Consider the following 13,837-nt stretch of genomic DNA (forward strand, 5'->3'; position numbering starts at 1 on the left):
GTCGAGATGTCACCAAAAGGCTCAAAGAATTGTTGAGCTTCCATGTTTTGGGGAAGCCTGTTTCGGGCGGAGCATGGTCTTGAGGGCCCCCGTAATTCGTGATTGGGGATCCTGGCGAAAGATCTGTTTCAACATTGCATAGAGTGCAGGATGTTTCTGTTTCATCTTCATCGGTTCTTCAAAAAAATATTCCGAGACCACCGCGAAAAATTCCGCCTCGTTCGTAAGCCCATAGGGATTGATGTCTGAATGCCCCTTTCGGATTTTGTTCATTTCATTCTGAACCAGGTTGAGCCAGGGTTTAATGGCTCGGCCGGGCAAGGCAATCTCAGGAACCCCGTCTACGGTGCCATCCGATTTATCCAATAAATGGGTAAACTCATGGATACCCACATTATGTCCGTGTGAGGGTTGGAGAAATCCTTGTAATAAATCCGGTTTGGACAAAATCATCATGCGGTTCATCGCCCCTGTTCCAACCATGCCTGATATAGGGTGCTCTTGAGCTGATCCCATTTGATACCCCTCATCGAAGGAGCTCGGGTAAATCAGGATTTCCCTGATATGTTCCCATTCCCAGCCTGGAAATCCAAAAATGGGAATGATGGCACTTGTTGCAACCAATACCCGGTCGGTGTCATCAACCGACGTATTGATGCCGGTGATTCGCTTCTCACGAAGAAAAATATGGACTACTTCTCGAAATCGGTTTTGGTCGCGGAGAGAAAGCGCCTGATAGAATGGGACATGCTGTGCCAGAATTTTTTCCCATTCGGTAGGAAACGGGGCTTGACGAATCATCGCCCGGTGCCGAATATGACGAGTCAGGAAGCGGTACAACCAGGCGCCGCCCAGCGCGATGCCCAGAAATCGTATGACGATGTCGAGTGGAGACGGTTGATTTGGCCAAAGGATGGCGAAGACGAGAAAACACACAATGCTGGTAAAGATGATGGCTAGGACATGTGTGAGATGTTCCTGGGGGTGAGGTTTTTCCCTCTGATGTATTCCAGGCTTATTAGTCAATGGTGCCATGTTGAGTAAACCCTAAATTTTCTTTACGTTACCAATTTTCGTGGCACTCTCGATGTTTACAAAAGGACCTGTGAGGGGCAATGAAATGACCTTGCAAGCTTGGCACAGCATTTCATTTTTCCCCCTGGACCTACCTATTTTAGTACATTGATATGGCCAAGGACTCTTTCAAGATGTCCGGAATTTGCCAGATAAGGGGGACTCTACCATGAAGTCAAAAGGCAAAGGGCGTGGGGTTGTCTGGTGGGGGGCAGGGACCTGCCTAGCGATTGCCGTGTGCGTGGTCGGTGGCGGGATAGCGGGGTCTCAAGAGCCATCTTTTTCCACACCTCGCCAGGTGGTGGAACAGTGGGTTGAAGTCTACCCGGGTAATATGGAACGGGCCGCTGAGCTGACGACAACGGCCTTTAGAGAAGGTGTATCCAAAGAAGAATGGATTGCCATCCGAGGTCCGTATCTTCGGGACCTCCAGTTGAAATATGTGCGTGCCAAGATAGCCCATGAAAAAATGGTGGGAAAAGAAGCCCACGTGATTGTCCATGCTCACATTATCACGCTGATGGGTGATCAGCCGCAGGATGAATTGTATGTCCTGCTGAAGAATCCTGAGGGCAGGTGGGTGATCGATCAAGTTGAAGTATATACGGAATCGTTTAATACGGGTCCTTGAACCGGGAGGAGTCAGGAGCTGAACAAAGGATGATGCAGCCATGTCCTGCCTTGCCTTCTACCCCGCGATTTCCTTAATGACGTCCCAAGCAGAAATAACTCCCACCAGTTGACGATCTCCTTCCACCACGGGCAGTAAATAGACGGTTTTAGGAATTTTCATGATCAAGGCTGCGCAGGCCAGTACGGAGTCATCCGGCCGGGCACATGGAGGATGGGGGTTCATCACCTGCGTGACCGGGTTGGGTTTAAGTTCTCCAAGCCGTTCGTGGAACTGGGCAAGGTCCGGAGCAAAACGAACATCGGGAAGATCCCCTTGAGAAATGTAGGAAGGCATGGCCCGTTCAAGAATCTGCCAGAAATTCAGTGTTCCCAGTAACATCTTTTTCTCATCCACGACCGGTAAGTCTTGGTGGCGCAGATCCGCCATTTGGCGAAGGGCTTCCCCGATCGTACATTGTGGATGGATGGTATGTGGCTGGCGGATCATGATGTCCTGAGCCTTCATAAATACCTCATCCAAATGTAAAGGGTGCTGATCAGTATTTGTAAGATCATGAGCGGAAATGCCATTTTCAAAAAGGGCAGAAATCGAAATGGCACGCCATTGCGTTCCGCAATCCCCGCCACAATCAAATTGGCGGAGGCTCCCACCAGTGTCCCATTTCCTCCTAAGCACGAACCCAACGACAATGCCCACCAGAGGGTTTCGGCCTGTTCAAGTGGAATCCCGGCCTGCTGAAAGACCGGGAGCATGCTTTTGATCATAGGAATCATGGTGGCCACAAAGGGTATATTATCCACAATAGCGGAAAGAATAGCCGAAACCCAAAGAATAGCCAGGGTCGTAACCATGAAATTTCCTGCGGTGAGACTTAAGGTCCAATCGGCAATGGACTGTAAAAGGCCGGTATGTTCCACACCGGTGACGATAATGAACAAGCCGCAGAAAAAGAAAATGGTAATCCACTCCACTTGTCCGAATAATGCATGAACTTTATGCCCTGCCTGTTCGTTGTCTAAGGAAAATGTGACCAGTAACAGGAGCAGGGCGGCGCCACCCAGTGCAATGGTGGCGGGTTCCATGCCTATTGAATGGGCTAAGATAAATCCGAGAATAACCAGGCTAAAGACCAGGAGGCAGTGTTTCAATAGACCGACATCCCGAATGGCTTCATATTCGTTAAAAGCCATAATGCGGGCTCGAGCTTCCGGTGATGCGAACATGGTTTTTCCAAACATAAACCAAAGTGGAATGAGTGTGGCACTAAAGGCCACAATGGCGACGGGAGCCAGGTGAATCACAAAATCATTAAATGTCAAACTGGTGGCAGAGCCGATCATAATGTTGGGGGGATCACCAATCAACGTAGCGGTGCCACCTGTATTGGAGGCATTAATCTCTGCAAAGAGCAGAGGGTACGGATTGATTTTCAGCTCGTCAGCAATAAGCAAGGTAACGGGAGCGACCAACAGCACCGTCGTGACATTATCCAAAAATGCCGAGAGCACAGCGGTCACAATTGAAAGCATAACCAGGATGCCCCACGGACTGCCCTTGGCCGCCTTCGCGGCTTTGATCGCCAGAAATTGAAAGATTCCGCATTCTTTGGTAATTCCGACCAGGATCATCATGCCGGTGAGTAGGCCGATGGTATTGAAATCAATGCCTTGAATCGCTTGGTCCTGTGTGAGGACTCCTGTTCCAATAACGGCAGCGGCTCCAAGAAGCGCTACAATCGCCCGGTTAAACCGTTCAGCGATAATGACGGCATAGGTCAATATTAAAATTGATGTAGCCACCCAAAGTGGGGAGAACCCAAAGATGGTCTGGATAGGTGTCTCGTGCATATTTCTAAAAACCCAATTTTCAGGGTCAAAAAAGCGGGCCTGTTCAGGGAGTCGCAGGAAGATTTTTGTTTGGTGCTGAAGGTTGTGATGGGTCCTGAGAGGGGGCTCCTTCTACCAAGGAGGCTTTCTGCAGAGCATCCAAACGGCTGGCAAAGCGATGGCCAGGCCGAATCTGCACCAGCACTCCCAAGCCATCCAATGCCTTGGTCACGTGAGGCTGCATGCCCACGAAGAAGAGATGTTGGTGGTGGGCCTTGACGATATTCAACATATCTTCCACCGCCAACGCTGCTGTCCCGTCAATGGCCGGGACTTTGGATAAATCCAAAACTACGCTAGAAAACGTATTAAAGCCCGGGACGGTTTCCAAGCGGCGGACCATGGTTTTGGCCGATCCAAAGCTCATGGGGCCATCCACATGAATCAAGAGAATTTTCCCATTGGCTTGTTCCAGAATTGTGGCTTCTTCCGGTAAAAGAGGGGTGCTGGGAGTTGGATTCGTCACGATGTGGAGATTAGCCAGCTCCAAATCCGCCATGCGTTTGACAAAGAACAGACTGGCAAAGACCATTCCCACCGCCACGGCGGTAATGAGATCCACGAGAACGGTGGTCAGTAACACTACTGTCATGATGACGACATCGATACGGGGGGCTTGCAGGATGTGTCGTAAGAACCGCCAATCAATAATATCAAGGCCAACTTTGAAAAGGATGCCGCCGAGAACGGCTAGGGGAATTTTCTCGGCCAAAGGACCAAGTCCCAAAAGAACTGCCAATAAAATTATGGAGTGAAGTACGCCGGAGATCGGTGTCCGTCCTCCGGTTCGGATATTGGCTACCGACCGCATGGTGGCTCCGGCGCCTGGGAGACCTCCAAATACCCCGGCGACCATGTTCCCTATGCCCTGGCCGATAAGCTCACGGTCCGGGTCATGTTGGGTCCGGGTCATGTTATCGCAGACCAGGCTGGTTAATAGGCTGTCGATTGCTCCCAATACAGCCAGGATGGCCGCTGATTCCAGTACGATTTGCAAGGTGTCCCAGGTGAATGTTGGCATGAGAGGGGTGGGGAATCCCCGTGGAACCTCTCCGATGGTAGGAGCATCAGGAAGAAAAGCATAGGCGAGTGGGGTAACCACGAGGAGGGCCAATAAAGAAGGAGGAGTCACCTTTGCAATCCTACCGGGAGTCAAATACATAATGGCCAAAACAAGGACTCCGGAAATGGCGGCATCCCACACCGGATTTCCATAAAATCCCGGAATTGCCTTGAGTGTCATGACTACACCTTCGGGGCTGGCAGCATGGCCAACCAGGGGGCCCAATTGCAAAATGAGAATGATACAGCCGATGCCGCTCATGAACCCGGAGACCACCGGATATGGGACCAACGCGATGTACTGTCCCACCTTGGAAAGTCCCAACAGGATTTGAAAGACACCGCCAAGAATTACGCCCATCAGGGCCAAACCAGGATTGCCTGCGAAGATTGTGACGATTCCAGCCATCACCACAGTCATGGGGCCCGTGGGGCCGGAAACCTGAGCGGGGGTACCTCCGAAAAGTGCAGCAAAAAATCCGACGAATATCGCCCCGTATAAACCGGCAATGGCTCCTAATCCAGAGGCGACGCCAAAAGCGAGCGCCAACGGTAGGGCCACGACAGCGGCAACCATCCCTCCGTAGATATCACCGCGAAGGTTGTTGAAATGTAACCCGTGAACAAGCCCCATAGGGCATATCCTAGGATAAAAGATGAAGACAAACTGGGCGAGGATTTCACTCTATCCCACTGTTCTTCGTCAAGTGGGAAGCGAAAAAGGTTTTCCAAAGGACAACATGGAAAAAATGAATAAGATTTGGGAGAGGGAGGTGACCGAAAAGGGCTGAATTTTTTATACAGTAAAGGTTACTTAAGGGGAATTAAAATTTCCAGTCCTCCCATGACATCATTTAATTTAAAGTCCCGTTTGGGACTTTCCTTGTGCGCATTATGGCAGTTGACGCAGGCTCGGCTCACCGCTCGATCAGGAAAAATAGCTTGATAATAAGACTGGTTGTCTATCTGGATTTCTTGTTCAGTCACTTCTCCATATTCCACAACTTGTTCCAGGGCTTTACGTTCACGGTCATTGTGAGGCGCATTCTCCGGGTTCAATGGCCAAAGACCCATCAATCGGTATCGAAACGGTTTGCCGGCAACCTGTAATCCACGGGAGGCTTCTTTGAAAAATTGTGCGGGCAAAGGCAATGTCCGTTCTTCCCGCCAATTTTCCGTTGCGGTCACAATTAGCATGTCTTCCATCCGTTCCACGACATGTTGGGTGTAAAAGGTCCGGTCTGCTTGAAGAACGGCATGTAAATAGTTTGCAACCACACGAATAGGCATGCCCTCCTGTGGTACAAGTCGCCCTCCGATACCCACACCAATTCCCAAGGAAATGAGAATGGAGAAAAGAAGTATGAAATAGAACTGACGGGTCATAAATTTACCTAACTTGTGGACCTACATACCATTTTTTTGTACAAGTTTACTCTTTGCTTGAGTGGGAGTTATACAAAACTATAGCAGGAGATCAACAAGACCTCATACTTTTTAAAAATTTAAATTGTGTTTAGGGCAATCAGACGTTGGGCCAAGAGCAGACGAAGAGCAGCAACCAACAGAGTTAGGAAAAACCAAAGGGGTACGGAAATTAATCCAATCCCAATCGATTCATCAATGCAATGACTATGATTGTCAAAATTGCGATGAGAGGGACATGTTCCATGTTAAAACCTCGAAAGTACCGCCCAGGTGATAAGTAAAATAAGGGTAAAGCCTTCCATTTTATCGTCCTCCTAATACCTTTTAATCTCGTATGACTGCTAAAAGAAGCAAGGCAAATGCCAAATGTGTTTATTGGGATGATTGATAAATTAATTAATTATTTCAATATGTTATGTGTCAAAAAAAAAGTGCATTCATTCCTACCCATGAAAACGAGCGGATTTATCAAGTAAGGACTGTGCGATATCGCTCTAAATCGGAAGGTAATGGATAGATGAAAAGAACTCCAAACAGGGGTGGGTAGAATTGGAAAGCCGCTGCGGTTAAGAAGATGAAACCTTTGAGAAATCACCGAGTATTTTCAAAATTTACCATGTCTAAGGGTAGCCAGAAATAGGATATGTCAGGTGTGAAGATATGGGGGCTCGGATGTCCTAGGTCTAATTAGGGCTTGCTGAAAAAAGCATGTTCCATGATTCGCTCAAAATCCCGCGAGAAATTGTGGATCCCTTGGCCCTTTGCCCTCGACACCATAGACACGAGAGTCCCGGAAGTTTGCTTGCATCTGGAGCCACCAGGTATCCAGCAGGCCGTTCCACATACTCCTCCAGTCCCGCCACCAAGAACACAGCCAAGAAAAAATAGCTCGGGTGAGGAGATGCTCCAAATTCATCACCAAAAATGACACGTGAATCATCGTTTCGGAGGTCCGCGCCAGCTTGGCCATCAGACGTCCGAGCCCATACCGGCGTTTGCCTTCTCCCAACTTGCCTTCAATGGCCATCCGAGCGGTCGCATCGTTACGAGTCTGTTGGCGATCCTGTTTTACCTGCTCGGCGGTGGCCTCGGTGATCGTTCGTGGGCGGCCCAACGGCGGCCCGGAAAGGCGAATGCCTCGACTGGCACAGACACGACGGTTCTCACGCGTGCGATAGATTTGGTCCACGTGTACCGAAGCGGTATCATGTCCAAACCGTCGACGATACGCATCGATCTGTGGCACGAGATCCACGGATTCGTTGTAGGCGTCCCAGCTGATGCGATCCACAAAGCTGACCCCGTCCACCAGGCTCACCGAGATTTTCGCGCCAAACTCCACGGGAGTGCCCGCTTTGCCACGCACGATGGGACGGACATGAGGCTGACCAAGGCTAACGAGGCGATCCGCAATGCGATGACAGCGGTGTGTGTACATCCAACGCTGTTGCCGATAGAGTTCGTGAATGACCAGCAGCTGCCGGTAGTGTGTCCGGGGTAAGGACATAAGTCGCCCTTCTTGCGCCAGGACGGCAATGGCGCCCAGATTGCGCCGGAGATAGCGGAGTTGCGCTCCAAGGCCTTTCCTGAGTTTCTGCTTCCCTGGGTTCTTCGCTTTGGCGACGCGCAAATAGGCTTGCCGTGCCTTCTGCCGATAGGTGCGCGGCTTCTGCTTCGGAGTGGCTCGACACGCCTGCAGATGATCGATGATGGCTTCCGTTTTCTCTAGCGCGTCGTTCAGCAGCTTGAGGTCTGTCGGATAAGTGATATCCGCGGGCACACAGGTGGCATCAACGAGCAACTGGCCGTTCGGGGAAGCGGGCTCGTCCTTGTCTTTTGCGTCGACCAGGTCCGGGTTGGGCGGGACATCCGGTGTCGGTTGGGCGTCCGCAATCAGCTGGGCAATGGCCTCATTGATGGCTCCTAAGCTGTCATGAGTGAATCGTTTGCGAAAGGTGGTGAGCAAGGAGTGATGGAAGGGGGCCTCATGGAGTACCAACACGAGGCCCAAGAAGTATTGCAGATAGGGGTTTTCGGCAATCTGCTCCACCAGTTCACGATCCGTCACCCCCAGCCGTTCTTTTACGATGAGGGCACCCAGCGCGAGGCGGGACGGCTTCGCCGGCGAGCCCAGGTCCTCTTGGGAAAACTGTTAGGCATAGGCCGTCTCAACGGCGGCCCAGGGAATCTGTTTGGCCAACATCACCTAACGATTATCATGGCGGAGCTTCCCACCAAAGGGCAGAATGAAATCTTCAAAGGCCAACTGATTGACAGCGGGTTGTCGATACATGAAGTCTCCTGGTGCAAGCTTTTAGGGGGTGGGAAGACGATATCTGTGCACGGCACCCCTGGTTGTACAAGCAAAAGCCCGCTCGAATCACCTCATTAGGCTTTTATCAGCAAGCCCTAATTAGTAAAAAAGATTTTAAATTTTTACAGTAATGGATTTCTTTCCCCATCAACGAAAACATAAGAAGTCTCGATCCAAATCCAGTCTTTATGGGTTGGACCGTGAATTTGCACACCGGTAAATACCGCATAGTCCGTTTTGTTGGGATCGACGGTTAGTTGGATCATCCGTTCAAGATCTTCTCTGATGATATGTTGGGTGGCTTTGGTCAAAGTGACCAAACCGGGAATTTCTCCGAATCAAAATTTTCTAAACAGGCGTCGCGTTAGGAGGCTCTGCTCCACGTCGTCTGGATTCAGGTCCAGGCTGGCTTCTCCTCGAGAACGGTCTTGGAGAATCCTAATCAATGCGCCACAAGCTTGGGACAGGGCTTGGCGCCCTGTGCGGCGACAATTTCCGAAAGTGCCATTTTCATCAATGGCGATATGGGGAAAGGCAAAATATACGTATCTTTCTCTGCCATCAGTATTGGGTGCATGATGATGGGCCGCTTGAAATCCCATAACACCCAGATACAACATTCCGACCAGACTTGAAAAGTTAAATGCTCCATTCCAGGCATTATGGAGTCTGTTCATGAATGGGGTAGCAATTTCGTCTCGACACACGCTCACTCAGGCGATTGAGTTTGTCTGATTCATGCCAAAAGGATGTAACCGGAATTGGGAATATTCCACGAAGGCATCGGAGGGGTAGGCACCTGGAAAATTCCCTTCCAAGGTTTTCTTGAAATCGAGGGACCCTGGAGGAGTTTTTGGTGAAGGAGAAACGGGTGCTGACAGAGTCGGCATGGGCGCATTTTCCTTTTTCGATGAGTTTTCGGAATGTAAATATTCTCAATAAAGAATTGGTCGAAGCAAAAGGAGTGCCAGCCCTGGACTCTGCTTTTCCCTGAAAAATACAAGAATTTACTTGGGTTTATTGGTATTTGCTTTTCCTTTGACAACGCAGCGGTAGGGAATGGGTGCGGGATCGCACCATGTGAACAGTGCTAAAAGTTCTTGAATAATAATTGTTCGGGTTCAGGTAAGGACAATAGTTGGTTGCAATGCATAGCTCTATTGAACTGGTAAAAAATCTTTCCCAGGCGGAAAATTCGGCGGCGTTTGGAAAGGAAGGCTCTTTCTTCAGAACCTCTTACGCCCTTTTCAGTGGAGAATTATTGAGGATGATAATATGTGGAAGGAAAGTTCCGGCGAATGTGTTTAAACCAATCGGTGGGCCATAACAACTGCCTGTCAAAGGCTTGAAGTTCTGCCCTTGAGCTCAGTGAGTATAGAGGAATCTTACCCCGTATCAATAGAAGAAGAATGTGTCAAAAGGGAAAGGCGAATGAATGGAGGAACTACCGCCTACTTTCTCAGGATCCCTCTGTCTCGTGGGAGAAGTTTTTCCGTAATTGAATATGTTCATCCAGTGTCCGTGTAGAAATGTGAAGATAGCCAGCCGCCTGTTCTTTGTCCTGCTTGGTGAATCTCAAGACCTCATTAATCACCATGACTTGAATATCTTGTAGACTGTGTTGGCCGATTTCAAAGAGCACCCGACCAGTATTTGGAGGGAGACCTTCTCCGCTGCCAGGATGTTGAGAGTAAAAATCCAGAGAAGTAAGGACAGGTCCTTGCGAGCACAACACCGCTCTGCGAATCATAGCCTCTAATTCTCGAATATTCCCAGGGAATTGGTACGTATCCAATAGCGGAGGTACCGAAGAATCAATGTCGAGTTTTGGACGGCCGATCTCTTCACCATAGGCGTGAATGGTTTTGATCACCAAAGGGATGATATCTTCTTTCCGTTCCCGGAGGGGAGGAATGAAGAGTTGCTGTTTTTCGAGTAGCGAACGTAACTCTGGATGAAATATTTCCTGGTAGCCCGGTTGATCCAGTGGAATCGAACTGGTCACCACAAGTCGATTGTTGATGGGGAGTCGGTCAAATCCTCCCATTCGACAAAATGCACGTGTACGAATGGCCTCGGCCAATGATCCCTGAATGGGAATTGGCAGATGTTCAATCTCATCAACAAATAGGGTACCCCCATCGGAATGTTCAAATGCTCCTGGCATGCTTTGGCTTGCACCACTAAATGCTCCGCGTTCATATCCAAATATTTGAGGTTCAAGGAGTGATCCCCTCTGTTCGTTGCAACTGACGGTGACAAACGGGCCGAGCTGTTTGTGGCTGTTATAATGAAGAATGCGTGCCAAGAATTCTTTTCCCGTCCCAACCTCCCCTTGAAGAAACACTAAGGGGACGTCTTGGGTGTCGAAAAATTTGAGTTGTTCAATGACCTTGGTCATGGCTGGACTCCTGGCGATCACATGTTCCCAGGAATATTGACGTTGTTTCTCAGAAGCAGAAAACTCAATTCGACGCCGTAGCTCCAGGAAGGTGATGGCTCGATGTAAGGCTGGATCAACCGTTGAAAAATCAATGGATTTTATCAAAAAATCATAAGCTCCGAGCCGCATCGCCTCCACCGCATCTTCCACGCTTCCATAAGCAGTCAACATGACAACCAGGGTTTTCGGGATCTTTTGTCGAATTTGGCGTAAGGTTTCGAGTCCATCCATTTCCGGCATTTTAAGATCCAGGAATAGCAAATCAGGCAGTTCATGCTCCAAAGCCTCAATGAGCGTGGGTCCTGAATGGAAACTTCTTACAAGGTGCCCTTTTTTCACCAACCGGCGACTTAACGCAGAACATACGTTTTGATCATCGTCGGTCACATAAATTGTTGCACGCATAGCAGTCCTTGTTTAGGAAATCAATAAAGAAAATTGTACCGCCATCTTATTGTACTTTCCCATCTTTGGTCATCGATATCAACCGCAGAGGAGTTCTGGAAACAGTGATTTTTTCGGTTTGGGTCTTTTGTAATAATTGGAAAGAGAGCCTCAGCCATCGTCCTGAATTCATGGGTAATGGATAACTGTCAGGACTGACTTTCGGAAGATCTGGGCCTCATGAACCATGAATGAGGTAAAGGCAATGTGTTTGGATGTCGCATATCCTTTTTGGTTGCCACACTCACCATGGCTCCCCCGCATAGCGCAGAGGTTCAACCATTTCAAAGTAGTTGTACGTTTCGGCCAGGTAGATGCCGATCGCCAACCCGAGAATAACAATAAACAATCATGCTTTAGTTATTGTGTTCATTATCGCGTCCTCTTTTCAAACGCTATTACGCAAAGTCTATACCCATAGGGCACCTCTGGAATTTTTGTGTTCAACAGTTGAGCCCCACCAATGGTATTCGTTGGTTCCACACAATTATCAGTCATGTCCGTATCAATAAATTTTGCGCCTTATTGCCGAACACGATCAGCCGGCGTGCGATGATGCACAGGGGGTTATGTGTGAAATGGCACCATTTTTCAGATTTTGGTCACTGTGCATGAAGGCAGAAGCCAGGGCAAAATAATAGGAACATAAGGCAAATTTTGCAAATCAATCGCAATCAACTGCACCACCCTTAACCTGACGGTTAAGGCGCAGGAATGCATCCTATATTGTTTGTGCTTCTCCAATGCCGTTCTTAGATTCCTTGATGTCTAGAAATTGGTACTGGTTTTGCGTAGCAAAAGAGGAATAGGAAAATTTTGAAAATGAAAATTATTATGATCGGCTTCTGTCTTGTAGTATGGAGATTCGATGAAAAATATTGGAGTGGTTTGTTTAGGCCTCCTTTTCCTGCTTGGAGGTCTGTTAGAGGAAAATCCTGCACATGGGGCTGAAAATGGAACTCATACCAAAGAATTCTCGAGTGATTTTGATCGCCTGAAAACTGTTTTGCAACAGCCTAATACTCTTTCTGCTCTGACACCGGAATGGCTGGATTTGGGAGTTGAACATCGAACACGCTATGAAACGTTTAATCAAAGTTTTACGAAAGGCACAGCAGGAAGTAATCAGATGGTTGCGCAGCGGACGAGGATTTTGTTGGGAATTAAGGATATTTGGGATCCTATTCGATTCACACTGGAACTCGCAGATTTTCGAGCCCCCGTGGCGGATCGGGGGCAGGATCACGATCCCAATTTTGTGGATCATCTGGATATTTTTCAACTCCATCTTGACTTGGTGTCACAGAATTTTTTGGGAACAGGGACCTCAGGCAAGCTTGAAGTCGGCCGTTTAGTCATGGATTTTGGAAAAGGGCGTCTCATAGCAGGGCATCGTTTTGGAAGCTTTACTCCATCATTTGATGGTGTGCAATTAACCTTTGGGGGAGATATACGCTCTGATTGGGGTCTCCGGGCCTTTGTCACGCAACCGGTCCAACGTCATACGGTTAGCCCGGATTGGACTAGCCCCATTAGCTACTTTTCCGGTGCGGCGATTTCCAGCCGCCATGTCCCCTGGGCTAATGGGGAGTTATATATTTTTCAATTAAATGAGGGGAGTAATCTTCAAAAACGTAATCTTTCCACTATGGGATTTCGAGTATTTTCCAAGCCTGCAAAAGAGCAATTTGATTACGAGATAGAATCAATGTACCAGGTTGGAGAGGTCGATCATACGAATCACTTTGCACATCGACATCATGGTGAGGTGGGCTATAGTTTTGCGACTGAATGGCCCTTGAGATTTGTCTATCTGTTCGACTACTCGTCCGGAGACAAGAACCCGAAAAAGAATTTTGATTTCTTGTTCGCAAAACGCCGGGCAGAATATGGACCAAGCGGAATTTTGGGAATCATCTTTCCATCCAATATTTTTTCACCTCTTGGGTTTCGCTCGACTCTCCAACCGATCTCCACGGTCAGAATGATGGTATCTTATCGCACCTTCTGGCTGGCAGATGGCCGCGGCCCTTTTGTGGGTAGCGGTCTGCAGGATCCGACCGGTCGAGCAGGCACTTTCCTTGGTAATATGTTGGATAGCTCAATAACGTGGGCCCCTCAGGCCGGTTATTTCCGACATACAACTTTTGAGGTGGGATATACGCGATTTTTCAAAGGCTCCTATTTCGATCGAGTGCCACAAAGTCCTGGGACGGCCGATGTCAATTATGTCTATACCATGGCGACATTGACATTTTAATTCCTCGGTTAATCCTGATAGGTTTTCACCTGCCCCTCTCTTCATCCTTCCTACTAAGGGAAATTTCCTCTTTTTTTGTTCATGTCGTATTGGGAGTTATTTCGCACAGTTCACACCGTACGAATTCGCACAGGAGGCCTTAGCGAAAAAATTTTGTCTTTAATTTGGAGGGGATCTGGGCACAGATATTATTGAAAATATAAAGAAAAAATCAAAGGAATTTCTATGAACCCTCATGGTTCGATTATTGGCATGTAAGTTGCGCGTGAAGCTTGTTGTAAATTTTAAAGGA

The 13,837-nt window shown here is 48.5% G+C and carries 8 protein-coding genes and 2 pseudogenes; 2 read left to right on the plus strand and 8 right to left on the minus strand.

The features are described 5' to 3' along the window. Positions 1-21: 21 nt before the first annotated feature. On the minus strand, positions 22-1,035 hold the full coding sequence (locus ACTRXD_RS16515) for a zinc-dependent peptidase (RefSeq protein WP_442432887.1): 1,014 nt from the start codon (positions 1,033-1,035) through the stop codon (positions 22-24). A gap of 208 nt (positions 1,036-1,243) precedes the next feature. Here ACTRXD_RS16515 and ACTRXD_RS16520 point away from each other — a divergent pair, with 208 nt between their 5' ends. Next, positions 1,244-1,705: a hypothetical protein gene (locus ACTRXD_RS16520; protein WP_442432888.1), complete on the plus strand. Its 462-nt coding sequence runs from the start codon at positions 1,244-1,246 to the stop codon at positions 1,703-1,705. A 57-nt stretch (positions 1,706-1,762) separates the two neighbouring features. On the opposite strand, the gene ACTRXD_RS16525 is transcribed toward ACTRXD_RS16520, so the two are convergent. From ACTRXD_RS16525 to ACTRXD_RS16555, 7 genes and pseudogenes are all read right to left on the minus strand, one after another. Further along, positions 1,763-2,212 carry a CBS domain-containing protein gene (locus tag ACTRXD_RS16525; protein ID WP_442432889.1) on the minus strand — a complete coding sequence of 150 codons (450 nt, stop codon included), beginning with the start codon at positions 2,210-2,212 and terminating at the stop codon, positions 1,763-1,765. Beyond that, the gene (locus ACTRXD_RS16530; protein WP_442432890.1) at positions 2,209-3,555 is read right to left on the minus strand and encodes an SLC13 family permease; all 1,347 of its coding nucleotides are present in this window, start codon (positions 3,553-3,555) and stop codon (positions 2,209-2,211) included. Before ACTRXD_RS16530 ends, ACTRXD_RS16525 begins: the two co-directional genes overlap by 4 nt. Before the next feature lie 43 nt (positions 3,556-3,598). Next, entirely contained in the window at positions 3,599-5,290 is a 1,692-nt protein-coding gene (locus ACTRXD_RS16535) for a SulP family inorganic anion transporter (RefSeq protein WP_442432891.1), read from the minus strand. A gap of 176 nt (positions 5,291-5,466) precedes the next feature. Beyond that, positions 5,467-6,042 (minus strand): Tll0287-like domain-containing protein, encoded by a 576-nt coding sequence (locus tag ACTRXD_RS16540; protein WP_442432892.1) that lies wholly within the window; start codon positions 6,040-6,042, stop codon positions 5,467-5,469. A gap of 766 nt (positions 6,043-6,808) precedes the next feature. Beyond that, a pseudogene (locus tag ACTRXD_RS16545) lies at positions 6,809-8,377 on the minus strand (IS5 family transposase). Between the two features lie 143 nt (positions 8,378-8,520). Continuing rightward, positions 8,521-9,111 (minus strand): annotated as a pseudogene (locus tag ACTRXD_RS16550) (hypothetical protein). Positions 9,112-9,857: 746 nt separating this feature from the next. Then, positions 9,858-11,246, minus strand: coding sequence for a sigma-54-dependent transcriptional regulator (locus tag ACTRXD_RS16555; RefSeq protein ID WP_442432893.1), 1,389 nt, complete (start codon positions 11,244-11,246; stop codon positions 9,858-9,860). Between the two features lie 907 nt (positions 11,247-12,153). Here ACTRXD_RS16555 and ACTRXD_RS16560 point away from each other — a divergent pair. Continuing rightward, entirely contained in the window at positions 12,154-13,545 is a 1,392-nt protein-coding gene (locus tag ACTRXD_RS16560; RefSeq protein ID WP_442432894.1) for an alginate export family protein, read from the plus strand. The last annotated feature ends 292 nt before the right edge of the window (positions 13,546-13,837 follow it).

It is taken from the genome of Nitrospira sp. T9 (assembly GCF_052156535.1).
In the GTDB taxonomy this organism is placed as follows: domain Bacteria; phylum Nitrospirota; class Nitrospiria; order Nitrospirales; family UBA8639; genus Nitrospira_E.

Coding starts and splice junctions, on each gene's coding strand:
- ACTRXD_RS16530 (WP_442432890.1), bottom strand. CDS start 3,555: ATGCACGAGACACCTATCCAGACCATCTTTGGGTTCTCCCCACTTTGG.
- ACTRXD_RS16525 (WP_442432889.1), bottom strand. CDS start 2,212: ATGAAGGCTCAGGACATCATGATCCGCCAGCCACATACCATCCATCCA.
- ACTRXD_RS16520 (WP_442432888.1), top strand. CDS start 1,244: ATGAAGTCAAAAGGCAAAGGGCGTGGGGTTGTCTGGTGGGGGGCAGGG.
- ACTRXD_RS16555 (WP_442432893.1), bottom strand. CDS start 11,246: ATGCGTGCAACAATTTATGTGACCGACGATGATCAAAACGTATGTTCT.
- ACTRXD_RS16540 (WP_442432892.1), bottom strand. CDS start 6,042: ATGACCCGTCAGTTCTATTTCATACTTCTTTTCTCCATTCTCATTTCC.
- ACTRXD_RS16535 (WP_442432891.1), bottom strand. CDS start 5,290: ATGGGGCTTGTTCACGGGTTACATTTCAACAACCTTCGCGGTGATATC.
- ACTRXD_RS16560 (WP_442432894.1), top strand. CDS start 12,154: ATGAAAAATATTGGAGTGGTTTGTTTAGGCCTCCTTTTCCTGCTTGGA.
- ACTRXD_RS16515 (WP_442432887.1), bottom strand. CDS start 1,035: ATGGCACCATTGACTAATAAGCCTGGAATACATCAGAGGGAAAAACCT.